The sequence below is a fragment of the Micromonospora okii genome, from assembly GCF_020884795.1.
In the GTDB taxonomy this organism is placed as follows: domain Bacteria; phylum Actinomycetota; class Actinomycetes; order Mycobacteriales; family Micromonosporaceae; genus Micromonospora; species Micromonospora okii.
In genome coordinates this window covers 303579-327503 of the sequence record NZ_BBZF01000017.1, presented here as the reverse complement: position 1 = coordinate 327503, position 23925 = coordinate 303579, and the positions used below count along the sequence as shown (strand labels likewise).

The window sequence follows — 23925 nt, the reverse complement described above, 5'->3', positions numbered from 1 at the left end:
TCGGTCCACGCCACGCTCGCCGAGGTGCCGGCCACCGCGCGCCGGGCCCGCCGCGCCGGGATCGCCGTGGCGACCCTGCCGCTGGGCGTGGCCGCCCGCGCCCGCCCCACGCTGGACTGGCTGCCGGCCGGGATCAAATCGACGTCGTACGCGGTGAGCGTCGCCGCCCGCCGGTGGGCCGCCGCGCACGGCGTCGACGACGCGCTGTGGGTCTCCACCGACGGGTACGCCCTGGAGGGGCCGACGTCCAACGTGGTCTGGCTGGCCGGGCGGGCCCTGTGCACCGTGCCGGCCGCCGAGACCGGCATCCTGCCGGGGGTGACCGCCGCCTGGCTGCTGGCCCACGCCGCCGACCTCGGCCTGACCGCCGAGGAGCGGATGGTCACCCCGGCCGAGCTGCACGCCGCCGACGGCGTCTGGTTCACCTCGTCCCTGCGCGGCCTGGCCCCGCTGCACACCCTGGACGGCACCCCGCTCCCCCGCTCCCCCCACACCGCCGCCCTCCAAGCCCTCCTGGGCTTCCCCCCGCCCCCGCAGCGTTGATCATGGAGTTGGCGGCAGTCCGGATCTCCGTCTCCGCCGTCAACTCCATGATCGACGCGGGACGGGGTGGGGCGGGGTGAGGTGGGGGTTAGCCGGCTACGCGGAGGAGGCGGGCCGAGAGGTGAGGGCTCAGGGGGTGGCCGACGGCGGCCATGTCCTGGGCGTAGAGGAGCGCGCCCTCCACGATGCCGAAGAGGCGGTGGCCGGCGGTGACCTCCTTGGCCGTGGAGGTGCGCACCACCGCGTCGGTGACGAACTCCACCTGGGTGCCCTTGCGCTTGCCGATGTGCAGCTCCATCACGCCGGTGGGCACCGTCATCAGCGCCTCCAGCTCGTCCGTGGCCCGGCCGTCGCCGTCGAGCACCGGACGCCACCAGCCGACCTCCCGGCCGCCGGGGCGCACCGGGCGGCTCTGCTCGTCGAGGATCCACGCCCGCGACTCGTAGTGCAGGAACGGCCGGCCGTCGTGGCTGATCCGGATCTCCTGGGCGAAGTCGAAGTCCTCGACCGTGGGGTAGCCGCCCCGGCCCCGGCCCCGCCACACCCCGACGTACGGCAACAGGCCGTCCAGCGTCGGGTGCAGCTTCGGGCCCACGCGCAGGTCGTGGCTCTCCTCGTACGGGTACGGGTCGACCGGGGGCGCGTTCAGCCACGGCGGCTGGAGCGGATTCTCGTCGCTCACCGCGTCATCCCCGTTCGCGACTGCGGGGCTCGCACGCCCGGCTCACTCCTCGCGCTCACCAACGTCCTCTCGAAATGCGTACGGCAACGTAGACCAGGCCACCGGCGAGCGCGCCCAGGCCGGCGACCAGCAGGCTGACGAACCCGATCTCGGTAACCATCCCGGCCATCCTATGCTGGGCCCGTGGCCCGCACTCTCGTCGTCAAGGTCACCGCCGGGGCCGACGCCCCGGAGCGGTGCGCCCAAGCCTTCACCGTCGCCGCCACGGCTGCCGCCGCCGGCGTCGACGTCTCGCTCTGGCTGACCGGGGAGTCCACCTGGTTCGCCCTGCCGGGGCGGGCGCAGCAGTTCGAGCTGCCGCACTCCGCCCCGCTGGCCGAGCTGCTGCACGTGATCCTGACCACCGGCCATGTCACCGCCTGCACGCAGTGCGCGGCCCGGCGCGACATCGGCCCCGACGACGTCCTCCCCGGCGTGCGGATCGCCGGCGCGGCGGTCTTCGTCGAGGAGGCGATGGCCGAGGGCACCCAGGCCCTCGTCTACTGAGCCCCGACGCCACCCTGCACCAACCCACGCCGCCCGCGCCACCTCACGACGCCCCGCACCGCCCCACGCTGCCCGCAGCACCGCACGCCGCCCGAGCGGGCAGGGTCATGGAGGGCGGGGGTCAGGGGGCGCAGGATGTGGTGGCGGCCAGGGTGGAGCCGGACAGGGCCACGGTGACCGGGCCCTGACGGTAGGCGTACACCTCGGGGGTCTCCAGGCGGGCCGGGCCGGCCGCGAGCGGGGCCAGCGCGCGGGCCGGTTCCGTCGGGGCCGGGTCGAGGGTGACGCGGGCGGTACGGGCCTGGCGGTCGCCGCCCGGGCAGGGCGCGGCGACCTGGTGGACGGTCGGGACGGCCGGCTGGCCGAGCGCCCGCAGGGCGGCGGCGAGCGCGTCCGCCTCCGGGCCGCCCTGCGCTGCGGGCGGGCGGTAGCCGTCGCCGACCGGGCGGCACCCGGTGTCGGCGGTGAGCCTGATCCGGCCGTCGCCGGCCGGCCGCCCCTGCACCAGCACGAACTCCCCCGCGTCGGCGCGCAGCCGGGGGCCGTCCTCGGTGACCCGTACCCCGGCCCGCCAGCCCGCCGGGAGCCGGTCGGCGACCTCGGTGAGCACCGCGCGCGGGTCGGTGCCGGGTTCGAGGATCTCCACCCCGCGCTCCAGGGTCGCGCCGTCGAGCAGGGGCGTCACCCGGCAGCCGCGCTCGATCCGATCCGGCTCCAGCGCCACGACCCGACCGCCGGCCGCCGCGACCAGCTCACCGACCACCCGGTCGACCAGCGGCCCGGCCTGGGCCAGGGTGCGCTGCTCGCGGACGGTCGGTGCGTCGTCGCGGACCGACACCCAGGTCAGCACGCCGAGCAGGACGGCCCAGGCCACGGTCGCGGCGAGCAGCCAGCGGGCCCGACGGCGGGCGGGCGTCGGCTCCGGGGGACCGGTCGGCGGGGCGTATCCCGTCTGCGCAGTACCACTCACCGGGCCATCGTGTCACGCGCTGTCGCCACCCCCGCCGGCACGCCGGCTCGTTCAGACGCCCGGCACGCTCTGCGACCGACTTTCCGATCCCGCCGCCGCTGCCCTGGGCGCACCGCCCCGGGAAAGCGAATGCGGCTGCCAGCGCCCGGACCCGCCGAGATCTTGGTACGAAACGGCCCTCCTGCTGGGGGCCAATTCGCACCAAGATCCACACGTCTCCCAGAGCGCGAGACGGAAATCCCTGGAAGTGGGAAGGGCGGGCCCGCTCGGAGCCGTTGACACCAGGTCGGCGACATGGCGCTTTCACACGCGGCTGAATGCGCCATGTCGCCGACCTGGTGTCGGGGTGTTAAGAGGGGGCCCCTGCTATGCCGAAAGCGTTGACAGGGGGCCCTTCCTTACGCCTGGACCGTGACGGACACCTCGTTGATGCCACGGGTGGCGGTGACGGCGGTGTCGCCGTTGCCGTGCCGGGACAGGGCGCGCAGCGTCCAGGTGCCCGGGGCGGCGAAGAAGCGGAACTGACCGGCCGGTGAGGTCACCACCTCGGCGGTGAACTCACCGGTCGAGTCGAGCAGCCGGACGTACGCGCCCGGGACGGCCTCGCCGGCGGCGGACCGGACGACGCCGGTGATGACGGTTTCCTTCTCCAGGTCCAGGCTGGCCGGCAGCGGGGCGGCCTGGTCGGGTGCGGCGCACCCGGCGGCGGTGGAAATGGTCATGGCTCAGGCCTCCCCGGGCTCGTCGCCGAGCGCGACCGGCACGCCGACCAGCGAGCCGTACTCGGTCCAGGAACCGTCGTAGTTCTTCACGTTGCGGTGGCCGAGCAGCTCCTGGAGCACGAACCAGGTGTGCGAGGAACGCTCGCCGATCCGGCAGTAGGCGATGGTCTCCTTGCCATCGTCCAGCCCGGCCGCGGCGTAGATCTGGCGCAGCTCGTCGTCGGACTTGAAGGTGCCGTCCTCGTTGGCCGCCTTGGACCACGGCACGCTGATCGCCGTGGGGATGTGCCCGGCCCGCTGCGCCTGCTCCTGCGGCAGGTGGGCGGGGGCGAGCAGCCGGCCGGCGAACTCGTCGGGGCTGCGCACGTCGACGAGGTTCTTCGTGCCGATCGCGTCGACGACCTCGTCCCGGAAGGCGCGGATGGCGTTGTCCGGCTCCTGCGCGACGTACTGGGTGCGCGGGCGGGTCACCGCGTCGGTGACCAGCGGGCGGGCGTCCAGCTCCCACTTCTTGCGACCGCCGTCGAGCAGCTTGACGTCGCCGTGGCCGTAGAGCTTGAAGTACCAGTACGCGTACGCGGCGAACCAGTTGTTGTTGCCGCCGTACAGGACGACGACGTCGTCGTTGGAGATGCCCCGCTCGGAGAGGAGCGCCTCGAACTGGCTCTTGTTGACGAAGTCCCGGCGGACCGGGTCCTGGAGGTCGGTCTTCCAGTCCAGCTTGATCGCGCCGGCGATGTGGCCGGTGTCGTAGGCCGAGGTGTCCTCGTCGACCTCGACGAAGACGACGCCCGCGGCGTCGAGGTTCTTCTCGGCCCATTCGGCCGAGACGAGTGCGGTGTCGCGACTCATCAGATCACTCCCTGAAGAGAATGGACGGTGAGCCCACGCGATGGATTGGGGATTTCAACTGTCGCACCACGCGCGGGCCCCGGAGGGAAGGACGGGATCACGGGTTTGTGCGACGGCGCCGCTGCCGGGCGTTCGGAGGAGAGAACCACCGGAGGGTACGCGGACCCTGTGGCCGGTTGGCCGCCGTCAGGCGGCCGAGAGCAGCCCCGCCGTCAGATGACGGGGCGACACAGGCAGGTGGCCACGCGGCACAGGTCGACCGCGCGCCGTTTGGTGAGGAGCGTCCCCATGACCAGGGAGACTACCAGCCGTCCCACCCGACGCCACCGGACCGACCAGCATCCGGGACGTCCGTCCCGCCAGGTCGACGGCGCCGGGCGGGACGGCAGGTGGGTCAGCCGGCGGAGTTGATCGGGACGTCCTTCGCCGCGGCGGTCACCGCGAGCCCCTGCGGCAGCGGCTTGACCTCCCGCAGGGCGAGCTGGAAGGGCAGCTCGGGCAGCGGCACGTCGATCGAGATGCCCTTGGCGTAGTTGTTCAGCAGGGTGCGGGCCAGCGGGATGTTCGGCAGCCCTTCGGCGTCGAGGTCGTTGAAGCGCAGGGACACCTGGTTCTCCTGGCCGACGCTCACCTCGGCGGTGCCGGTGACGGTCAGCTTCTGCCCGAGGATGTCGACCGGGGCGGTGACGACGAGCTGGCCGTCCCGCTCGCCGAGGGTCAGCCCGGGGCGGTCGAGGAGCTTGGCCAGGCTGTCGTACGTGACGGTGCCGGTGCCGTCGACGGTCTCGGCGGTCACGTCGCCCTGCTGGGTGCGCAGGGTCTCCAGGGAGGCCCGCACGTTGCGCGCGTCGACGTCCAGCGTCGGCAGGGTGAGCGCGTCGCCGCGCACCGAGCCCCGCACGTCGGTCAGCCGGATGGAGATCCGCTCGTACTTACCGTCGAGCACCTGGGTGAGGAAGGGGAAGCCGGCCACCTCGACCTCGGGCGGCGAGGACTGCGCGTCCTGCTTGGCGATCTCCTTGCTGACCTGGTCGGCGATGGCCCGCTCGGCGACCCCGGTGGCCACCCGGTCGCCGATCACCAGCAGCCCGCCCAGGAGCAGCAGGAGGACCAGGAGCGTGATGAGTACCTTGCGCCCGCGTCGCCGGGGACGCGTCTCGTTCGCCGGGTAGGCCTCCGCCACGCCGCCTCCTTCTGTCCCGCCGGTGACTGGTGCCGCTCAGCGCGCTCCGGCGCCGCCGCGGCGCACCGCACAGTACCCGGAGGGTGGAAATCTCAACCGCGGCCCCGCGCACCGGCGGGCGGGTTCGCCGGTCGTTCAGAGGAACAGCACGCACATCGCGTACGCCGCCGGGGCGGCCAGGGCGAAGCCGCCGAGCGGGCCCTGCATGTGCCGGGCCACCCACATCGTGGGCGGCTCGCCGGCCATCTGCCGGCCCGCCTCGGCGTACCCGACGGCGAGGTCGGTCAGCACGGCCGTGGCGGCGGCGACCAGCCCGACGACCGCGCCGCTGGTGGGGGTGAAGCTGACCAGGTAGCTGCCGAGGACCGCGCTGACCAGCGTGCCGACCATCGCGCCGAGCACCACCCCCGCCGCGCCCCGGGGCACCTGCGGGGCGAGCCGGGGCCAGGGCAGCACCGCGTCGGTGATCCGGGCGACGGTCAGCGCGATCCCGGCGGCGGTGAGGCAGACGGTGATCGCCTGGGTGCCGGCCGGGAGGCGGCCGAGCACGATCAGCGTGGTGAACGCGACCACGCCGAACATGACGAAGAGGGTGGTCCCGAGCGCGTCGGTGACCCGGACCCGGTCGGCCCGGCGGACGAGCTGGCCGAGCACGCCGAGCACGAAACCGCCGGCGGCGAGGTAGCCGAGCGGGGTGAGGCCGGCGACGTCCGACCGGACGGCGGCGACGTCGGCGGCGGCGGCCACCGCCGCGCCGAACAGGGCGACCAACAGCAGCGCGGGCGGGCGCGCGGCCATCGTCCAGGCCAGGACGAACAGGAGCTGCACGCCGAAGATGACGAAGGCGAACGGCAGCCGATGCCCCGGTCCGGCGGTCTGCGCGCCGAGCACCAGGCCGACGCCGAGCAGCGCGGCGAACCCGGCGACGGTCAGGGCGAGCGGCCGGCGCACCTCGACCGGCTCGATCTCCTCCTCGTCCGGCTCGTCCGGCTCGTCGTCGGGCCGGCGGGCCGGCTCGCCGCCCCGGCGCAGCCGTCGGGGGCGACCCCGTCGGGCCGGGGGGCCGTCGTCGTCGGCATCCGGCTCGGCGCGCGGAGCCGGCGGGTGCGCGCGGCCGGGCCCGGGGTGGGCGTCGTCGGCCCACGGGTCCCGGCCGGCCTCGGGGGAGGTCGAGGAGAACACGCCCCGATCGTGCCAGACCGGGAGCTCTCAGCGCCGCTCGCCGTTTCGACCGCGTTAAAACTGCGCCGCGATCGTGGGCAAGGCGGACAAACGGGAAGGCGACCCGGGGGCGTGGGCAGGGCGATCGGTTAGGCTCAGGCCGTTACCCGCCCGTCAGCGACGCCGGAGCCCACGCAATTTCCCAGCGCCACTCCCGACCCGGGATGCCGCTGGTCCGCGCGGCCGTGGAAGCCGCCGGGACGGAGGTGATCGTGGAGATCCTGCTGCTGGTGACCGCCCGTGCGGGCGAACCATCCGTGGTGCTGCCGGCGCTGGACCTGCTGCCGCACTCGGTGCGCACCGCGCCGCGCGACGTGCGCACGCTGGTCGCCGGCCCGAGCCCGGACGTCGTCCTGGTGGACGCGCGGTCGGAGTTGAGCGAGGCGCGGGCCACCTGCCGGATGCTGCACGCGACCGGGCCCGGGGTGCCGCTGGTCGCGGTGGTCACCGAGGCCGGGCTGATCGCGCTGAACGCGGACTGGGGCGTCGACGACGTCATCCTGGCCGGTGCCGGCCCGGCCGAGGTCGAGGCCCGGCTGCGGCTGGCGGTCGGCCGCCTCAGCAACGCCACTGCCGGGGCCGGCGGCTCGATCCGGGCCGGCGAGCTGACCATCGACCCGGACACGTACGCCGCGAAGCTCAAGGGCCGGCCGCTCGACCTGACGTACAAGGAGTTCGAGCTGTTGAAGTTCCTCGCCCAGCACCCGGGCCGGGTGTTCACGCGCGACCAGCTCCTGCGCGAGGTGTGGGGCTACGACTACTTCGGCGGCACCCGCACGGTGGACGTGCACGTCCGGCGGCTGCGCGCCAAGCTCGGCTCGGAGTACGAGTCGATGATCGGCACCGTGCGCCAGGTCGGCTACAAGTTCGTCGTGCCGCCGTCGCGGGCGCTCCCCGAATCGGAGCACGCCCCGCTCCCCGCCTGACCACCCCCACCTCCTGCCAGACCTTTCCCGTTTGCCCCTTTTGCCCAACTAGCCGCCTTTATCCTTTCCTGGCGAGGTTGACGGAGCAAGAGGCGGGGTGCGTGCCATGACCACGGGGGCGACGAGAAACCAGTCCCGGCGACCGAGCGGCGGCGTCCGCTGATGCGCACCGACTCGACCGGCCGGTTCGTCGGGCTCGCCGCCCTGGCGGTGGTCGCGCTGCTCGCCTCGGCGTACGCGCTGGGCCAGAGCATGGTGCCCGAGCCCAGCCGGCAGTCCACCGGGCTCCCGACCGACGCGCACTACGCCGACCAGCCGCCGGAGGCGGCCCCCACGCCCGACGCCTCGCCGACGCCGCCCGCCAGCGGCGGGCCCAGCGCCGGGCCGACCGAGACCGGACAGGACGGCGACGCCGGGCGCAACGGCGGCCCCGGGCAGGCCGGCGACCCCGGGCGGAACGGCGACGACGGGCAGCCGCCGGAGGCGACGCCGGGCGACGGGCTCTACGGCGCCCAGGTCACCACCGGCTCGCCGGAGGTGGCGCTCACCTTCGACGACGGCCCGGACCCGCGCTACACCCCGCAGGTCCTCGACGTGCTCCGCGAGCACCACGTCCGGGCCACGTTCTGCGTCGTCGGAAAGAGGGCCCAGGACTACCCCGACCTGATCCGGGCGATCGCGGCGGACGGCCACACCCTGTGCAACCACTCCTGGGACCACGACGAGCTGCTCGGACGCCGATCCGTGGACGTGATCCGGGCGGACCTGCTGCGGGCCAACGCGGCGATCCGGGCCGCCGTCCCGGACGCGAGGATCCCCTACTTCCGCCAGCCCGGCGGCGCGTGGACGTACCCGGTGGTGTCGGTCGCCGACGACCTGGGCCTGGTCCCGCTGCACTGGGACGTCGACCCGTCGGACTGGCGCGCCCCCGGGGCCGCGCGGATCGCCACGGTCGTCTCGACCTACGTGCGGCCGGGCTCGATCGTGCTGCTGCACGACGCGGGTGGCAACCGGCAGGGCACGGTCGACGCGCTGTACCGCCTCCTGCCCGACCTCACCGGCCGCTTCGAACTGGAGGCCCTGCCCACCGGCACGGCCTGACGGCCGGCGCGCCACACCGCGGTGAGTCGCGCCGCCGGTGAGTCGCGCCACCGATCAGCTCGCGCCGATCGGCCCGCCGTCGGTACGCCGCGCCGCGGACCGGCCCGCCACCCGTTACGGTTGTCCGGGTGAACAGCGCCGAGCCGACGACCGACCGGGTGACCCGGGCCGACGTGCTGACCCCGGCCGAGGCGGCCGACGTGCTGGCCCTGGCGGGCGCCGCCGGGGACGCCGACGGCGCCGCCCCGTTCGACGAGCACACCCTGCTGCGGCTGCGCGACCCGCAGGCCCCGGCCGTCCACCTCGTCGCCCGCGCGGCGGACGGGGCGCTGACCGGCTACGCCCACCTGGACACCACCGACCCGTCCGCCGGCGTCGGCGCGGAGCTGGCCGTCCACCCGGCGCGCCGGGGGCGGGGCACCGGCCGGGCGCTGGCCGGGGCGGTGCTGGCCGCCGCCCCCGGTCCGCTGCGCGCCTGGGCGCACGGCGACCACCCGTCGGCCGCCGCCCTCGCCGTCGACCTCGGCCTCACCCGCGCCCGGGTGCTCTGGCAGCTCCGCCGCTCGCTGGCCGCCCCGCTGCCCGAGCCGCGCCTGCCCGACGGGGTGGTCCTGCGGCCGTTCGTCCCCGGCGCGGACGACGACGCCTGGCTCGCGCTCAACGCGCGGGCCTTCGCCACCCACCCCGAGCAGGGCCGCTGGACGCCGGCCGACCTGCGGGCCCGGCTCGCCGAGCCGTGGTTCGACCCGGCCGGATTCCTGCTCGCCGTGGAGTCGGCCACCGGCCGACTGCTGGGCTTCCACTGGACCAAGGTGCACGCCCGGCCCGACTCGGCCGGGATCGGTGAGGTCTACGTGCTCGCGGTCGACCCGGGCTACCACGGCGGCGGGCTGGGCCGGGCGCTGACCACGGCCGGGCTGGCGCACCTGCGCGACCGGCGCGGGCTGAGCCGGGTGATGCTCTACGTCGACGAGTCGAACACGGCGGCGGTCGCGCTCTACGAGCGCACCGGCTTCGCCCGCTGGTGCGGGCACGTCAACTACCAGCTCGGCTGAGGCCGCCCCGCCCGACGACGACCGTCCGTGAGTTCACGCCACGGACAGCCCCACCTCAGCCGCCGGTCACCTGACCGGCCTCACCTGTTCACCCCTCGTTCACGCGCGACCGGCGATCCGGCTACCTGACGCCCCTAGCTTTCAGGTCAGCCCGTCGCGCCGGCCCTCCCCGGGCCGGACCGGCGACGGCTCGCTCAGACGTGAAGGGAACCCCTCAGGTGAAGCTCCAGCGGCACGGCACGATCGCCTGCCTCGCCCTTACCGCGGTGCTCGGTCTCTCCGCCTGCGGCTCGGACAACGAAGAGCCCGCCGCCGGCGCCTCCGCGTCCGGCTCGGCCGACTGCGCCACCGGCACCCTCAACGCGCAGGGCTCCTCGGCGCAGAAGAACGCGATGGCCGAGTGGATCAAGGCGTACCAGCAGAAGTGCTCCGGCAGCACCATCAACTACGAGCCCTCCGGCTCCGGCGCGGGCATCCAGGCGTTCATCGCCGGCACGGCCGACTTCGCCGGCTCCGACTCCGCCCTCAAGCCGGAGGAGCAGCCGCAGGCCGACGCCAAGTGCGGCGGCGGCAAGGCCATCCACCTGCCGATGGTGATCGGCCCGGTGGCCGTCGCCTACAACGTCGGCGGCGTGGACGACCTCCAGCTCAAGCCGGCCACCCTAGCGAAGATCTTCGCGGGCAAGGTGACCAAATGGGACGACCCGGCGATCAAGGCCGACAACCCCGACGCCAAGCTGCCGTCGACCACCATCCAGACGGTGCACCGCTCCGACGAGTCCGGCACCACCGACAACTTCACCAAGTTCCTGGCCAAGACCGCCGGTGCGGACTGGACCTTCGACAACGCCAAGGCGTGGAAGGCCCCGGGCGGCACCGGCGCGAAGGGCTCGGACGGCGTGGCCAGCTCCGTCCGGGGCGCGGACGGATCGATCGGCTACCTGGAGTGGTCCTTCGCCGAGAACGCCGGCCTGAAGATGGCCAAGATCGGTAACGGCGCGGGCGAGTTCGCCGAGCTGACCGCCGAGAACGCGGGCAAGACCATCGCCGGGGCCACGATCGAGGGCCAGGGCGACGACCTGAAGATGACGGTCGACTACAACACCACGCAGGCCGGGGCGTACCCGATCGTGCTGGTGACCTACGAGATCGTCTGCGGCAAGGGCCTCGCCGCCGACAAGCTGCCGCTGGTCAAGGGGCTGCTCGGCCACGCGGCCAGCGCCGAGGGCCAGAAGGAGCTGACCGAGCTGGGCTACGCGCCGCTGCCGGAGTCGGTCCGCACCAAGGTCGCCGCCGCCGTCGGAAACCTCTCCTGACCGTACGGACACCGACACCACCTCGAAGCGAAGCGAGCGAGCAGATGGGTGAAACGACTGCCCGCCCGGCCGTCGCCCCGGCACCCGAGGCCGAGGCGGTGGCCGGGCCGCGTACCCGGGACGGGGGTGCCCTCGGCGGCGGCGGTGGCCTGCCCCGGGCGCGGGCCTTCGGCGCGGAGCGCGCCTTCCGCGCCCTGACCGTGGCCGCCGGCACCGCCGTCCTGGTGATCATCGCCGCCATCGCGGTGTTCCTCGTCGCCAAGGCGGTGCCCGCCCTGCGGGCCAACACCGAGAACTTCTGGACGTACGAGGGCTGGTCGCCCAACGACCCCGCCCCGAAGTTCGGCATCGGCACGCTCGCCTTCGGCACGGTGCTCAGCTCCGCGCTGGCGCTGCTGATCGCGGTGCCGGTGGCGCTGGGCATCGCGCTCTACCTGTCCCACTACGCCCCGCGCCGGCTCGGCACCGCGCTCGGCTTCCTGATCGACCTGCTGGCCGCCGTGCCGAGCGTGGTCTTCGGGCTCTGGGGCCGGGACGTCTTCGTCCACCCCGTACGGGACTTCTCCGCCTGGCTGAACCAGCACTTCGGCTGGCTGCCGATCTTCGGCGGCGACGGGCCGTTCGGCCGGTCGATCATGCTCGGGTCGCTGGTGCTGGCGATCATGGTGCTGCCGATCGTCACCTCGCTCTCCCGCGAGGTGTTCCTCCAGACCCCGACCGCGAACGAGGAGGCGGCGCTCGCCCTCGGCGCGACCCGCTGGGAGATGATCCGCACCGCCGTGCTCCCGTACGGCCGGCCCGGCGTCGTCGCCGCGGTGATGCTCGGCCTGGGCCGCGCGCTCGGCGAGACCATTGCCCTGGCGATGACCCTCGGCATCACCTTCGGCATCTCGTTCAACCTCATCACCAACGGCGGCAACACCGTGGCCGCGAACATCGCCAACGCGTTCGGCGAGGCCAACGCCACCGGCCGGGGCGCGCTGATCGCCTCCGGCCTGGTGCTGTTCGCCATCACGCTGATCGTCAACATCACGGCGCGGGCGATCATCCACCGTCGCCGCGAGTTCACCGAGTCGGCCGCGTGAGCGCGAGGAGCGAGCCGGGCCTGCGAGCCCCGCAGTCGCGAACCGAAAGCCAGCCCAGCGTGAGCGCGAGGAGCGAGCCGGTGTTGCGAGCCCCGCAGTCGCGAACCGAAAGCCAGCCCAGCGTGAGCGCGAGGAGCGAGCCGGTGTTGCGAGCCCCGCAGTCGCGAACCGAAAGCCAGCCCAGCGTGAGCGCGAGGAGCGAGCCGGTGTTGCGAGCCCCGCGAACCGAAGGAAGCCCAGCATGACCACCTCCGTCGCACCCCGACCGACCCGGCCGCCGGACGCGCCGGAGACGCTGCGGGCCCGGCGTCTGCCCCGGTACGCCCCGCCGGCCGTCGCCCTGGCGGCCCTGCTGGTCGCCGCGGCGCTCGCGTACGGCACCGGCGCCGGGGGCCCGGTGCTCGTCGTGGTGGCCGCCGCGCTGCTCTACCTGGTCGGCCTCTTCGCGGTCGCCAACGTCGTCGAGGGGCGGCGCGCGGCCCGGGACCGCCTCTGGAGCGCGTTGATCCACTCCGCGTTCGTGCTCGCCGTCGCGCCGTTGGCCTCCGTGGTCTGGACGCTGGTGAGCCGGGGCGCGGAGCGCCTCGACGGCGACTTCTTCGGCACGTCGATGAACAACATCGGTGCCCGGGATCCCGACGGCGGCGCGTACCACGCGATCGTCGGGACGCTGATGCAGGTAGGGATCGCCGCCCTGATCACCGTCCCGCTCGGGCTCCTCTGCGCGATCTACGTGGTCGAGTACGGCCGGGGCCGGTTCGCCGCCACGATCCGGTTCTTCGTCGACGTGATGACCGGCATCCCGTCGATCGTCGCCGGCCTGTTCGTGCTGGCGTTCTGGGTGCTGGTCGTCTCGCCGGTGTTCAACGACGGGCGGCCCGGTTTCTCCGGCTTCGCCGCCGCGCTCGCGTTGAGCGTGCTGATGCTGCCCACCGTGGTCCGCTCCACGGAGGAGATGCTGCGGCTCGTCCCCGCCCCGCTGCGCGAGGGGGCGTACGCCCTCGGCGTGCCGAAGTGGAAGACGATCCTGCGGGTCGTGCTGCCCACGGCGCTGCCCGGCATCGTCACCGGCGTGATGCTCGCCGTCGCGCGGGCGGCCGGCGAGACCGCCCCCGTGCTGCTGGTGGCCGGCGGCGGCGCGGCGATCAACTTCAACCCGTTCCAGGACAACCAGTCGTCGCTGGCCCTCTTCGTCTACCAGCAGGCCGGCGACGCGTCGCGGTACGCCCCGGCGCGGGCGTGGACCGCCGCGCTGACCCTGGTCGCCCTCGTGCTGGTCCTGACGATCGCGGCAAAGCTGCTGTCCCGCCGCAATCGGCTCGGCCGATGAACATCGGAGGTACCACCACCATGGCCAAGCGCATCGACGCCACGAACGTGACCGCCTACTACGGCGGGTTCAAGGCGATCGAGGACATCAACCTGACCGTCGAGCCGAAGACGGTGACCGCCCTGATCGGGCCGTCCGGCTGCGGGAAGTCGACGTTCCTGCGGTCGATCAACCGGATGCACGAGGTGCTGCCGGGGGCCCGGGTCGAGGGCGACCTGACCATCGACGGGCAGAACATCTACGACCGCGACGTGGACGTCACCGCCGTGCGCCGGATGATCGGCATGGTCTTCCAGCGGCCCAACCCGTTCCCCACCATGAGCATCTACGACAACGTGGTGGCCGGGCTGCGGCTCAACGGCGTGCGGAAAAAGTCGATCCTGGACGAGGCGGCCGAGAACTCGCTGCGCGCGGCGAACCTCTGGGACGAGGTGAAGGACCGCCTCGGCAAGCCCGGCGCGGGCCTGTCCGGCGGCCAGCAGCAGCGGCTCTGCATCGCCCGCACCATCGCCGTCGAGCCGCAGGTGGTGTTGATGGACGAGCCCTGCTCGGCGCTGGACCCGATCTCCACGCTGGCGATCGAGGATCTGATGTTCCAGCTCAAGGACCGGTTCACCATCATCATCGTCACGCACAACATGCAGCAGGCGGCCCGCGTCTCCGACCGCACGGCCTTCTTCTCGATCGAGCGGACGGGCGACCCGGGCCGCCTCGTCGAGTACGACGACACCCAGAAGATCTTCAGCAACCCGAGCGTGCGCAAGACCGAGGACTACATCACTGGCCGCTTCGGCTGAGGTGCAAGGAAGGGCACCTTGTTAACGCTTTCGGTATAGGAAGGGCCCCCTCCCAACGCAGCACACGTCAGTCGAGCACGAAGCGGGGCTCGCCGCCGGTCGGCAGGTCGAGGCGCGGGGTGACCGGGGTGGCGGCGTCGCGGGTGGCGGACGCGTGGGCCACCCCGGCGAGGTCGCCGGCGGCGGCCACCTGCGCCAGCGTGACCAGGGTCGGCGGCAGCATCGTCAGCTCGCCGGCCTCCGCCCGGGCCAGGGCGTCCGCCGGCCGGACCCACATCGTGTGGTCGGCCTCGCCGGAGACGTCGCGGGTCCGCTGCCCCTGCGGCAGCAGCGCCACGAAGAAGTACGTGTCGAAGCGGCGCGGCTCGAACTCCGGGGTGATCCAGCGGCTCCACGGCAGCAGCAGGTCCGACCGGAGGGTCAGCCGCCGCTCGCCGAGCAGGTCGGCGAAGCCCCGCCGCCGGGCCTCCAGGTCCTGCCGCGCGGCCTCCCAGTCGTCGCCGCTGACGTCGCCCACCACGGTCGAGGAGTCGGGCCCCGCCAGCAGCACCCCGGACTCCTCGAAGACCTCCCGGGCGGCGGCGCAGACCACCGCCTGGGCGGCGTCCGGCGCGACACCGAGCCGCCCCGCCCAGCCGGCCGGCTCCGGGCCGGCCCAGTCGAGGTGGGCCTGGGAGTCCGACGGGTCCACCCCGCCGCCGGGGAAGGCGTACACGCCGCCGAAGGCCATCGCGGCGACGCGACGGATGACGTACACCTCGAAGTCGACGCCGGCCGGGCGGAGCAGCAGCACGGTGGCCGCGACCCGGGGCCGCGCCGGGGTGCCGCCCTCGGCGCGGAAGCGACGGGCGTGCTCGACCAGGGCCGGCGGCGCGGCGAAACCCTGACTCTCGATCGTCATGCGCCGAGCCTAGTCCCGCCGGGTGGAGGGGCCCCTCCGGCGGACCCGGGGGCCCGGCCGGCCCCGGCTAGCGTGAGCGCATGACACGTTGGGGGATTCTGGCCACCGGACACATCGCCGGTCGCTTCGCCGAGGATCTTCGGCTGGTGCCGGGGGCCGAGCTGGTGGCGGTCGGCTCGCGGACGCCGGACGGCGCGCGGCGGTTCGCCGACAAGCACGGCGCGAAGCGGGCGTACGGCTCCTGGGCGGAGCTGGCCGCCGACGACGAGGTGGATGTCATCTACGTGGCCACGCCGCACGCCGCGCACCACGAGGCGACGATGACCTGCCTCGCCGCCGGCCGGGCGGTGCTGGTGGAGAAGCCCTTCACGCTCGACCTGGCGGACAGCGTCGAGCTGGTCGAGGCGGCCCGCAGCCGGGGGGTCTTCCTCATGGAGGCCATGTGGATGCGGACGAACCCGCTGGTCCTGCGGGTGGTCGAGCTGATCGCCGAGGGGGCGATCGGCGAGGTCACGAGCGTGCAGGCCGACTTCGGGGTGGCCGGGCCGTTCCCGCCGGAGAGCCGGATGCGGGCCCGCGCGCTGGGCGGTGGCGCGCTGCTCGACGTGGGCGTCTACCCGGTCAGCCTGGCGCACCTGCTGCTCGGCGTGCCGCAGCACGTCCGGGCCTGGGCGAAGATCGGCCCGGAGGGGGTGGACGAGAACACCGGCATGATCTTCGGGTACGACTCGGGCGCGCTCGCCACGCTGAGCTGCGGCATGGTCGGGGCCACCCCGCTGGCCGCCTCGATCACCGGCACCACCGGCCGGATCGACCTGCCCGCGCCGTTCTTCCGGCCGCCGTCGGCGACCCTGTACCGGGGCGTTGGCGAGCCGGAGACGATCCCCGCCGACCTGACCGGCGGCGGCTACCAGCACGAGGCCGCCGAGGTGCAGCGCTGCCTCGCCGAGGGGCTGACCGAGAGCCCGCTGGTCCCGCACGCCACCACCCTGGAGGTGATGGGCCTGCTCGACGCCGTGCGGGAGCAGATCGGCGTGCACTACCGCTGAGGTGTTAGGAAGGGCCCCCTGTACAACGCCAGGCGTTAACAGGGGGCCCTTCCTTGCACGGTCAGCCGAAGATCGGGCGGACCAGCAGGTACGTGACGCAGGCGATCAGCGCCGCCGCCGGGAACGTGATGACCCAGGCGATCACGATGTTGCCGGCGACGTTCCAGCGCACGGCGGAGAGCCGCTTCGTCGCGCCCACGCCCATGATCGCCGAGGTGATCGTGTGGGTGGTGGAGATCGGCGCGTGGAGCACCAGGGCGTTGAAGTAGAGCACCGAGCTGGCCACCGTCTCGGCGGCGAAGCCCTCCGACGGCCCCAGGTCGATGATCTTGCGACCGAGCGTGCGGATGATCCGCCAGCCACCGGCGTAGGTGCCGGCCGCCAGCATGGCCGCCGAGGTCCAGAAGACCCAGCCCGGGATGTGGCTCTTGTCGTCCTGGAAGCCGCCGGTGTAGAGGGCGAGGACCACGATGCCCATGGTCTTCGCGGCGTCCTGCATGCCGTGGCCGACGGACATGGCCGCCGCCGAGGCGGTCTGCGCCCAGCGGAAGCCGCGGTTCAGCTTGCCCGGGTGGCCGTTGCGGAAGATCCAGAGCAGGGCCAGCATGAGCAGGTAGCCCAGGGTCAGGCCGACGATCGGCGAGAGCACCATCGGCAGGAGGACCTTCTCGCCGATGGTGGCCCACTGCACCATGCCGCCGGTGGACAGCAGGGTGGCGCCGACGAGCCCGCCGAAGAGCGCGTGCGAGGACGACGACGGCAGGCCGAAGTACCAGGTGATCAGGTTCCAGGCGATGGCGCCGAGCACCCCGGCGAAGACCACCCCCAGGCTCCCGATGCCGGTCGGCAGGGTGACCAGGCCGTCGCCGACGGTCTTGGCGACGCCGGCGCCGAAGTGCGCGCCGACGAAGTTGCCGACCGCCGCGAGGGCGAGCGCGATCCGGGGGGTCAGGGCGCGGGTGGAGACGCTGGTCGCGATCGCGTTGGCGGCGTCGTGGAAGCCGTTGGTGTAGTCGAACGCCAGGGCCACCGCGATCACCGCCAGCACGGCGATGAGTTCCGGACTCACAGGCTCAGGACTCCTTGACCGCGATGGTCTCGACGGTGTTCGCCACGTGCTCGAAGGCGTCGCAGGCCGCCTCCAGCTCGTCGGCGACCTCCTTCATCTTGAGCACGGTCAGGGCGTCGTACTCGCCGGAGAAGAGGCGGACCAGCAGCATCCGGTACATCTGGTCGCCGTCGTTCTCCAGGCGGTTGCACTCGATCCAGTAGTCCTCGAGGTCCTTCATCGACTTCAGCCGGGGCATCGCGTCGGCGGTCAGCTTGGCCTGCTGGTCCAGCACGTTGACCATCTCGTGCAGCTCGCGCGGGAGCGCCGGCAGCTTGGTCAGGCCGTACAGGTAGAGCAGGTTGCCCACGGCCTCCAGGTGGTCCATCACGTCGTCGAGCAGCGAGCCCAGGCGGTAGATGTCCTCGCGGTCGAACGGGGTGATGAAGGTAGAGTTGATCTTTTTGTACAGATCGTGGGTGATCTGGTCGCTGTCGTGCTCCACCTCGGTGAGCCGTTCGCTGACCGACTGCACGTCCACGCCGGGCAGGGCCAGCTCGTTGAGCAGGTCGGTGCCCCGCACCAGGTTCTGCGCGGCCCTGGTGAACAGCTCGTAGAAGGCGCCCTCGGTGGGGCGAAAGGAAAACTTCACAGCCTGGACCTCGTCGTGTCGGTGGAAGGATGGCGGACGCCCCGGAGGGTCTGCAACGGGAATGCTAGAAACCGGGGAGAACCACGAATTCGTCGGCCCACCCCTGGTCAGCCGCCATTCATTGGTCGTTTACCTGCCGTTCACTTTGCCCGGGTCAGCCGCCGCACAATCGACGGCGTTCGGCCGCCACGTCGAAGTCCGCCGGCGGATACCCGAGATCCAGGTCGTCGAACGTCTCCCGGAGCAGGTGGGCCACCGCCCAGTCGCGGTACCACTTGCGGTCGGCGGGCACCACGTACCAGGGCGCGGCGTCCGCGCCGCACCGGCTCAGGGCCTCCGCGTACGCGGCCTGGTAGTCGTCCCAGCGGGCCCGGGAGTCCAGGTCGCTCGGCTGGTACTTCCAGTGCTTCGTCGGGTCGGTGAGCCGCTCCAGCAGCCGCGCCCCCTGCTCGGCGTGGGAGATGTGCAGCATCACCTTGAGCAGCGTCACCCCGCCGGCGGTCAGCTTCCGCTCGAAGGCGTTGATCTCGTCGTACCGGGCCCGCCAGGTGGCCTCCGGCACCAGCGACTCGACCCGGGCGATCAGCACGTCCTCGTAGTGCGAACGGTTGAAGATCCCGACGTACCCGGGCGGGGGCACCGCGCGCCGGACCCGCCACAGGAAGTGGTGCCGCCGCTCCTGCTCGGTCGGCGGCCCGAACGAGCGGATGTGCAGGCCGAGCGGGTTCATCGCGCCGGCCACCCGCTTGATCGTGCCGTCCTTGCCGCCGCAGTCCATGGCCTGGAGCACCAGCAGCACCCGCCCGGGACGGCCGCGCCCCAGCCCCGGGTCGGCGGCGGTCGGGGCGCCGGCCGGCGCGCCCGGGCCGGCGACGCCGCTCGCGGCGGCGTACAGCATCTCCTGCTGCCGGCCGAGCGCCGCACCGAGCAGCTCGACCTGCCCCCGCGCCCACGCCTTGCGGCCCCTGCCGCTGCCGGCGGCGGCCGGCAGGCCCGGCGTCGACCGGGGGTCGATCGCCCCCAGGTCCACCGCCGACGGCCCGGCGCGCAGCAACTCCCGCACCGTGCCGCCCTCGGGCGCCACGACCGCCTCTGTCCCTGACCCAGTCATGAGACGATCATCACCCACGTCCCCCGCTCCCGCCCGTCGAGCGGGCGGGGGTCAGACCACCAGGGCCAGCCACTTCCGGTACGACGTGGCGAACGGCTCGCTGCCGTCGCCGAGCGCTCCCAGCAGCCAGCGGGACGCGGCCTCGGCCTCGGCCACCAGGTCGTCCGGGTAGCCGAAGCGCTCCCGGTGCTCGGCGAACTCGTCCTCGTCGCGCAGCTCGACCAGCCCGGTGCCCCGGCGTCGCACCACGTCGAGGTCGAGGTCGAACAGGTGGACGGTGTCCCCGCCCTCCCAGCGGGCCGGCGTGGTGATGTCGCAGTAGACCTCGCTGGTGCGCGGGGGCGGGTTGAACATCCCCGTCCACCAGGCGTGACGGGGCACCAGCAGCACGAACGGGATCTGCTCGACCGAGGGCCGGCCGTGGTAGACCGACTCGGTGCCCTCGCGCACGCCGAGCCAGACGCCGAGGTCGTCCTCGGCCAGCCGGAGGGCCGGGTAGTCGCGGTGGGCGCTGCCGTCGTACTTGCGGTAGATCACGCGGACCACGTCGCTCGGCATGAGTCGCACCCTAGTCGATACCACCCATCCGTCGCGCGACGGAAGTAACGGGGCGGGGTGCCGGGATTCCGTACCGTGACCCCGCCACGCGGGGCCGGGGGCGGCCGGCGCGTCGGTGGCGGCGGGTACCGTCGCACGGTGACCCTGCCGCGCACCGCCCCCGGTTCCGCCCTCCCCCGCAGCGCCCCCCGGCGGCGCGGAAAGCGGGCGAGCGCGGGGGAGCTGCTGGCCGCCGCGGTCGGTGCGGTGCCCGGCGGCGCGGCCCGCCCCGGGCAGCAGGAGATGGCCACCGCGATCGAGGAGTGCGTCGCCGCCCGCGAGCACCTGCTGGTGCAGGCCGGCACGGGCACCGGGAAGTCGCTGGCGTACCTGACCCCGGCGCTGACCGTGGACGGGCCGGTGGTGGTCTCCACCGCCACCCTGGCCCTGCAGTCCCAGCTCGTCGACCACGACCTGCCCCGGCTCGCCGACGCGGTCGAGCCGCTGCTCGGCCGCCGGCCCACGTTCGCCGTGCTCAAGGGGCGGCACCACTACCTCTGCCTGGCCCGGCTGGACAACTCGACCGATGAGGAGCCGACGGACACCCTCTTCGACGCCGTCGAGCCCCGCCCCGGGGGCGGGGGCGGGGGCGGGGGCGGGAGGTGGCTCGGCGAGGCCGGCCGGATCGGCAAGCAGGTCCAACGGCTGCGCGACTGGGCGATGGAGACCGAGACCGGCGACCGCGACGAGCTGGACCCGGGCGTCGACGACCAGGCGTGGCGGCTGGTCTCCATGCCGGCCCGCGAGTGCGTGGGGGCGTCCCGCTGCCCGTTCGGGGCGGAGTGCTTCGCCGAGGCGTCCCGGGCGCGGGCCCGGGAGGCCGACGTGGTGGTCACCAACCACAGCCTGCTCGCGGTGGACATGCTCGCCGGGCGGCACATCGTGCCGCCGCACAAGCTGCTCATCGTCGACGAGGCGCACGAGCTGGCCGACCGGGTCTCCTCCGCCGCCCAGGCCGAGCTGGTGCCCGAGCTGATCGACCGCTCCGCCCGGCGGGCCCGGCCGCTGCTGCGCCCGGAGGTCGCCGAGCGGCTCACCGAGGCCGGCGACGCCCTCGCCGTGGGGCTGGGCGAGGTGCCGGGGGGCCGGCTCACCGCCGGGCTGCCCGGCCCGCTGCGCGAGGCGTGCACGCTGCTCGACTCGGCCACCCGCGCCGCCCTGGACGCGATCGGCGACGTGAAGTCCGACGACCCGGACCCGGTCCGCAAGCAGCAGGCCAAGGCGGTGCTGGACGAGCTGTCCGCCACCGCCCAGCGGCTGCTGGAGGAGGCCGACCACGACGTGGCCTGGGTGGAGAAGCCCGACAACGGCAGCCGCCGGGCGCTGGTGGTGGCCCCGCTGTCGGTCGCCGGCACCCTCGCCACCCACCTGTACGACGAGCGCACCGTCGTGGCCACGTCGGCGACCCTGGCGCTGGGCGGCCGGTTCGACACGGTGGCCCGGGCGCTGGGGCTGGACGCGCCGCCGCCCGCCCCGCCGTCCCCGGCCGCCGCCGCGTTGGCCGCCGCCACGGCCCGTGGGGACGCCCCGGGAGGCGTCGCGCCGGTCGCCGCCGCGCCGGGCAGCCGGGCCGGCACGGGGACCGTCCCGGCCACCGAGGGGCCGGGCTGGCGGTCGCTCGACGTCGGCTCCCCGTTCGACTACGCCCGCCAGGGCATCCTGTACGTCGCCGCGCACCTGCCCCGCCCCAGCGTCTCCGGCCTGCCCGAGGCCGCCGGCGAGGAGCTGCTGGCGCTGGTCGGGGCGCTCGGGGGGCGTACCCTCGGGCTCTTCTCGTCCCGGCGGGCCGCCCAGCAGGCGGCGGAGCTGCTGCGCGCGCGGACCGACCTGCCGGTGCTGCTCCAGGGCGAGGAGTCGCTGCCGCTGCTGGTCCGCAGGTTCCGCGAGGAGCGGTCGAGCTGCCTGTTCGGCGTGATGTCGCTGTGGCAGGGGGTGGACGTTCCGGGCGACTCCTGCCAGCTCGTGGTGATCGACCGGCTGCCGTTCCCCCGCCCGGACGAGCCGCTCGCGGCGGCCCGCGCCGCCGCCGTGGACGCGGGCGGCGGCTCCGGCTTCGCGGCGGTCAGCGTGCCGATCGCCGCCGTCCGGCTGGCGCAGGGGGTGGGCCGGCTGATCCGGGCCAACGGGGACCGGGGCGTGGTCGCGGTGCTCGACTCCCGGTTGGAGACCGCGCGCGGGTACGGCCCGTTCCTGCGCCGCTCGCTGCCCCCGTTCTGGTACACGACCCGGCCCGAGGTGGCCCGGGGCGCCCTGGAGCGGCTCGGGAAGTCCTGAGCGCGGACGGGCCCGCCCCCGCGAGTGGCGGGAGCGGGCCCGGACGGTTGGGCGGGCGCGGACCCGGACGGCTCGGCGGGAGTCGGCCCGCCGGCTCGGCCGGGGCGGTCAGGGGGTCCGCGAGGCGACGACCACGGCGTCCGGCGGGGTGTCCGGCACGGTACGCGCGGCGAGCCGGCGCACGGCCGTGTTGAGCACCGCGATCAGCGGCACCGAGACCAGCGCGCCGGTGATCCCGGCGAGCACCACGCCCGCCGCGAGACCGATGATCACCCCGAGCGGATGGAGGGCCACCGCGCGGCCCATGATCAACGGCTGGAGGACGTGCCCCTCGACCTGCTGCACGCCGATCACCACACCGAGGATGATCAGCGCGGTCACCGGGCCGCTGTCGACCAGCGCGACCAGCACCGCCACGCCGCCGGAGAGCGTCGCGCCGACGATCGGGATGAACGCCCCCAGGAAGACCAGCGCGGCCAGCGGAAACGCGAACGGGATGTCGAAGACGACCAGGAAGATGCCGATGCCGACGGCGTCGATGAACGCGACCAGCACCGTGGCCCGGACGTAGGCCACCAGCGTCTCCCACGACGCCCGGCCGGCGTCGTCGACCTTCCACCGGGCGGCCACCGGCAGCAGCCGGACGAGGAAACGCCAGATCCGGCTGCCGTCGCGCAGGAAGAAGAACGTGGCGAACAGGACCAGCACGGTGCCGGTCAGCACCTCGGCGAGGGTGGCCGCGGTGGAGACGGCCCCGCTGGTGAACCGCTCGGTGTTGTTGTTGATCCAGGCCTGCGCCTCGTCGATGTACCGGTTGAGCTGGCTGTCGGAGAGGTGCAGCGGCCCGGTCTTCAGCCAGTCCTGAATCTGTCGCACGCCCTCCGACGACTTCTTGCTCAGCTCCGGCACGCCCTGGATGAACTCGTTCACCACGAGCGTGAGCGTGCCGATGACGGCGGCCAGGCCGCCGACCAGCACCACCGCCGTGGCCAGCGAACGGGGGAAGCGCGCCCGCAGCAGCCAGCCGACGGCCGGCGCGAGCAGCGCCGAGAGCAGCAGCGCGACGGCCAGCGGAATGACCACGATGCTGATGGTGGCGACGATCTTCAGCAGCGCCCAGGCCACGACGCCGATGACGATGAGGCGCCACGACCAGGCGGCGCCGATCCGCAGCGCGTGCGGCACGTCGGCGTCGTCGCGGCTGGCGGTGGAGTTGTGCAGCGCGGCGGGCTGCTCGGCGCCGACCACCGTCGCCGACGGCGACGCCGCCGGCCCCGGCGAACTCGGCGTGGCCACCCCCGCCCCCTCCGGCGGGTCGACCCCGGCCGCGCCGGCACGGCCGCGCCGCACCGACTCACGTCCCGCCTCGTACGCGCGGCGGAGCCGGCCGCGTACCCGCTCGAAACGGCTCAAGCGCACCTCCCGCATCAGGGCCCGCCCGCCCCGAGCAGGGCAGACAGGACAAGTCCGTCGTCCCCACCCTAGGGCGGACCCGCCACACATTGCCCCGGCCCGCGACCGTGTAACCACCGAGGGACGACCACGGGCGGACGCGGTACCGTTCCGTCGTGACCGCCGACCAGAATCTCGACGCCGGCCTGCCGATCCGCCTGCTGCACGACCGTGTGCTGGTCAAGACGGAGGGGAGCGAGGGTGAGCGCCGCTCCACCGCCGGCATCGTGATCCCGGCGACCGCCGCCGTCGGCAAGCGCCTGGCCTGGGCGACCGCCGTGGGGGTGGGTCCGCACGTCCGCTCGATCGTCTCCGGCGACCGGGTCCTCTTCGACCCCGACGACCGCTCCGAGGTCGAGCTGCACGGCCGGGGGTACGTCCTGCTGCGCGAGCGGGACGTGCACGCCGTCGCCGCCGAGCGCGTCGAGACGGAGAGCACGGGCTCCACGGGCCTCTACTTGTAAGGAAGGGCCCCCTGTTAACGCTTTCGGTAGAGCAGGGGCCCCCTCTTA

26 protein-coding genes are annotated in these 23925 nt (G+C 73.9%); 12 read left to right on the top strand and 14 right to left on the bottom strand.

Annotated elements, in window-relative coordinates:
- A partial coding sequence (locus tag LPU43_RS15175) for an aminotransferase class IV (RefSeq protein WP_229401065.1) occupies window positions 1-543 on the top strand: 543 nt, incomplete at its 5' end.
- Between the two features lie 88 nt (window positions 544-631).
- Here the strand turns inward: LPU43_RS15175 and LPU43_RS15170 are convergent.
- Together LPU43_RS15170 and mtfM are read right to left on the bottom strand one after the other, a co-directional pair.
- Window positions 632-1225, bottom strand: a complete 594-nt coding sequence (locus LPU43_RS15170; protein WP_229401064.1) for a heme-binding beta-barrel domain-containing protein — start codon at window positions 1223-1225, stop codon at window positions 632-634.
- 55 nt (window positions 1226-1280) lie between these two features.
- On the bottom strand, window positions 1281-1385 hold the full coding sequence (gene mtfM, locus LPU43_RS28685) for a small membrane protein MtfM (RefSeq protein WP_043966460.1): 105 nt from the start codon (window positions 1383-1385) through the stop codon (window positions 1281-1283).
- Window positions 1386-1408: 23 nt separating this feature from the next.
- On the opposite strand from mtfM, the gene LPU43_RS15165 reads away from it, so the two are divergent.
- Window positions 1409-1771, top strand: a complete 363-nt coding sequence (locus LPU43_RS15165) for a DsrE family protein (protein WP_229401063.1) — start codon at window positions 1409-1411, stop codon at window positions 1769-1771.
- Window positions 1772-1892: 121 nt separating this feature from the next.
- On the opposite strand, the gene LPU43_RS15160 is transcribed toward LPU43_RS15165, so the two are convergent.
- The 6 genes from LPU43_RS15160 to LPU43_RS15140 form a co-directional block, all read right to left on the bottom strand.
- Complete coding sequence (locus LPU43_RS15160; protein ID WP_229401062.1) at window positions 1893-2741, bottom strand: hypothetical protein; 849 nt, start codon at window positions 2739-2741, stop codon at window positions 1893-1895.
- Between the two features lie 398 nt (window positions 2742-3139).
- The gene (locus tag LPU43_RS15155) at window positions 3140-3463 is read right to left on the bottom strand and encodes a DUF1416 domain-containing protein (protein ID WP_229401061.1); all 324 of its coding nucleotides are present in this window, start codon (window positions 3461-3463) and stop codon (window positions 3140-3142) included.
- A gap of 3 nt (window positions 3464-3466) precedes the next feature.
- Entirely contained in the window at window positions 3467-4315 is an 849-nt protein-coding gene (locus LPU43_RS15150; protein ID WP_229401059.1) for a sulfurtransferase, read from the bottom strand.
- A gap of 212 nt (window positions 4316-4527) precedes the next feature.
- Window positions 4528-4605, bottom strand: coding sequence for an Ms5788A family Cys-rich leader peptide (locus tag LPU43_RS28930; protein WP_311202345.1), 78 nt, complete (start codon window positions 4603-4605; stop codon window positions 4528-4530).
- Between the two features lie 104 nt (window positions 4606-4709).
- Entirely contained in the window at window positions 4710-5498 is a 789-nt protein-coding gene (locus tag LPU43_RS15145) for an LmeA family phospholipid-binding protein (RefSeq protein WP_229401057.1), read from the bottom strand.
- Window positions 5499-5633: 135 nt separating this feature from the next.
- Window positions 5634-6680, bottom strand: coding sequence for a hypothetical protein (locus tag LPU43_RS15140; protein WP_229401055.1), 1047 nt, complete (start codon window positions 6678-6680; stop codon window positions 5634-5636).
- 245 nt (window positions 6681-6925) lie between these two features.
- On the opposite strand from LPU43_RS15140, the gene LPU43_RS15135 reads away from it, so the two are divergent.
- From LPU43_RS15135 to pstB, 7 genes are all read left to right on the top strand, one after another.
- On the top strand, window positions 6926-7645 hold the full coding sequence (locus LPU43_RS15135; RefSeq protein WP_229401114.1) for a winged helix-turn-helix transcriptional regulator: 720 nt from the start codon (window positions 6926-6928) through the stop codon (window positions 7643-7645).
- Between the two features lie 162 nt (window positions 7646-7807).
- Window positions 7808-8746: a polysaccharide deacetylase family protein gene (locus LPU43_RS15130; protein WP_229401052.1), complete on the top strand. Its 939-nt coding sequence runs from the start codon at window positions 7808-7810 to the stop codon at window positions 8744-8746.
- Window positions 8747-8874: 128 nt separating this feature from the next.
- Complete coding sequence (gene mshD, locus LPU43_RS15125; RefSeq protein ID WP_229401050.1) at window positions 8875-9801, top strand: mycothiol synthase; 927 nt, start codon at window positions 8875-8877, stop codon at window positions 9799-9801.
- 218 nt (window positions 9802-10019) lie between these two features.
- Complete coding sequence (gene pstS, locus LPU43_RS15120; RefSeq protein ID WP_229401049.1) at window positions 10020-11117, top strand: phosphate ABC transporter substrate-binding protein PstS; 1098 nt, start codon at window positions 10020-10022, stop codon at window positions 11115-11117.
- A gap of 44 nt (window positions 11118-11161) precedes the next feature.
- Entirely contained in the window at window positions 11162-12202 is a 1041-nt protein-coding gene (gene pstC, locus LPU43_RS15115; RefSeq protein ID WP_229401048.1) for a phosphate ABC transporter permease subunit PstC, read from the top strand.
- A 241-nt stretch (window positions 12203-12443) separates the two neighbouring features.
- Window positions 12444-13532, top strand: coding sequence for a phosphate ABC transporter permease PstA (gene pstA / locus LPU43_RS15110; RefSeq protein WP_229401047.1), 1089 nt, complete (start codon window positions 12444-12446; stop codon window positions 13530-13532).
- A 20-nt stretch (window positions 13533-13552) separates the two neighbouring features.
- Window positions 13553-14329: a phosphate ABC transporter ATP-binding protein PstB gene (gene pstB / locus LPU43_RS15105; RefSeq protein ID WP_229401113.1), complete on the top strand. Its 777-nt coding sequence runs from the start codon at window positions 13553-13555 to the stop codon at window positions 14327-14329.
- A 67-nt stretch (window positions 14330-14396) separates the two neighbouring features.
- Here pstB and LPU43_RS15100 read toward each other — a convergent pair whose 3' ends face one another.
- Complete coding sequence (locus LPU43_RS15100) at window positions 14397-15230, bottom strand: NUDIX hydrolase (protein ID WP_229401046.1); 834 nt, start codon at window positions 15228-15230, stop codon at window positions 14397-14399.
- Between the two features lie 80 nt (window positions 15231-15310).
- On the opposite strand from LPU43_RS15100, the gene LPU43_RS15095 reads away from it, so the two are divergent.
- Complete coding sequence (locus LPU43_RS15095; RefSeq protein ID WP_229401045.1) at window positions 15311-16279, top strand: Gfo/Idh/MocA family protein; 969 nt, start codon at window positions 15311-15313, stop codon at window positions 16277-16279.
- 61 nt (window positions 16280-16340) lie between these two features.
- Here LPU43_RS15095 and LPU43_RS15090 read toward each other — a convergent pair whose 3' ends face one another.
- The 4 genes from LPU43_RS15090 to LPU43_RS15075 form a co-directional block, all read right to left on the bottom strand.
- Window positions 16341-17348, bottom strand: coding sequence for an inorganic phosphate transporter (locus LPU43_RS15090; protein WP_229401043.1), 1008 nt, complete (start codon window positions 17346-17348; stop codon window positions 16341-16343).
- A gap of 4 nt (window positions 17349-17352) precedes the next feature.
- A complete protein-coding gene (locus tag LPU43_RS15085; RefSeq protein ID WP_229401042.1) occupies window positions 17353-17979 on the bottom strand; it encodes a DUF47 domain-containing protein in 627 nt (208 codons plus the stop codon).
- A 154-nt stretch (window positions 17980-18133) separates the two neighbouring features.
- Entirely contained in the window at window positions 18134-19090 is a 957-nt protein-coding gene (locus tag LPU43_RS15080) for a PPK2 family polyphosphate kinase (protein ID WP_229401041.1), read from the bottom strand.
- A 51-nt stretch (window positions 19091-19141) separates the two neighbouring features.
- Complete coding sequence (locus LPU43_RS15075; protein WP_229401040.1) at window positions 19142-19648, bottom strand: DUF402 domain-containing protein; 507 nt, start codon at window positions 19646-19648, stop codon at window positions 19142-19144.
- 138 nt (window positions 19649-19786) lie between these two features.
- Here LPU43_RS15075 and LPU43_RS15070 point away from each other — a divergent pair, with 138 nt between their 5' ends.
- Entirely contained in the window at window positions 19787-21961 is a 2175-nt protein-coding gene (locus tag LPU43_RS15070) for an ATP-dependent DNA helicase (RefSeq protein WP_229401039.1), read from the top strand.
- A gap of 108 nt (window positions 21962-22069) precedes the next feature.
- Here LPU43_RS15070 and LPU43_RS15065 read toward each other — a convergent pair whose 3' ends face one another.
- Complete coding sequence (locus LPU43_RS15065) at window positions 22070-23389, bottom strand: AI-2E family transporter (RefSeq protein WP_306416137.1); 1320 nt, start codon at window positions 23387-23389, stop codon at window positions 22070-22072.
- Window positions 23390-23529: 140 nt separating this feature from the next.
- Here LPU43_RS15065 and LPU43_RS15060 point away from each other — a divergent pair, with 140 nt between their 5' ends.
- Window positions 23530-23877, top strand: a complete 348-nt coding sequence (locus tag LPU43_RS15060; RefSeq protein WP_229401037.1) for a GroES family chaperonin — start codon at window positions 23530-23532, stop codon at window positions 23875-23877.
- Window positions 23878-23925 lie beyond the last annotated feature (48 nt).

What these genes read in the sequence shown, in the direction of transcription:
- mtfM (WP_043966460.1), bottom strand. Translation starts at nt 1,385, where the DNA reads ATGGTTACCGAGATCGGGTTCGTCAGCCTGCTGGTCGCCGGCCTGGGC.
- LPU43_RS15155 (WP_229401061.1), bottom strand. Translation starts at nt 3,463, where the DNA reads ATGACCATTTCCACCGCCGCCGGGTGCGCCGCACCCGACCAGGCCGCC.
- LPU43_RS15150 (WP_229401059.1), bottom strand. Translation starts at nt 4,315, where the DNA reads ATGAGTCGCGACACCGCACTCGTCTCGGCCGAATGGGCCGAGAAGAAC.
- LPU43_RS28930 (WP_311202345.1), bottom strand. Translation starts at nt 4,605, where the DNA reads ATGGGGACGCTCCTCACCAAACGGCGCGCGGTCGACCTGTGCCGCGTG.
- LPU43_RS15130 (WP_229401052.1), top strand. Translation starts at nt 7,808, where the DNA reads ATGCGCACCGACTCGACCGGCCGGTTCGTCGGGCTCGCCGCCCTGGCG.
- pstC (WP_229401048.1), top strand. Translation starts at nt 11,162, where the DNA reads ATGGGTGAAACGACTGCCCGCCCGGCCGTCGCCCCGGCACCCGAGGCC.
- pstA (WP_229401047.1), top strand. Translation starts at nt 12,444, where the DNA reads ATGACCACCTCCGTCGCACCCCGACCGACCCGGCCGCCGGACGCGCCG.
- pstB (WP_229401113.1), top strand. Translation starts at nt 13,553, where the DNA reads ATGGCCAAGCGCATCGACGCCACGAACGTGACCGCCTACTACGGCGGG.
- LPU43_RS15100 (WP_229401046.1), bottom strand. Translation starts at nt 15,230, where the DNA reads ATGACGATCGAGAGTCAGGGTTTCGCCGCGCCGCCGGCCCTGGTCGAG.
- LPU43_RS15095 (WP_229401045.1), top strand. Translation starts at nt 15,311, where the DNA reads ATGACACGTTGGGGGATTCTGGCCACCGGACACATCGCCGGTCGCTTC.
- LPU43_RS15080 (WP_229401041.1), bottom strand. Translation starts at nt 19,090, where the DNA reads ATGACTGGGTCAGGGACAGAGGCGGTCGTGGCGCCCGAGGGCGGCACG.
- LPU43_RS15075 (WP_229401040.1), bottom strand. Translation starts at nt 19,648, where the DNA reads ATGCCGAGCGACGTGGTCCGCGTGATCTACCGCAAGTACGACGGCAGC.
- LPU43_RS15065 (WP_306416137.1), bottom strand. Translation starts at nt 23,389, where the DNA reads ATGCGGGAGGTGCGCTTGAGCCGTTTCGAGCGGGTACGCGGCCGGCTC.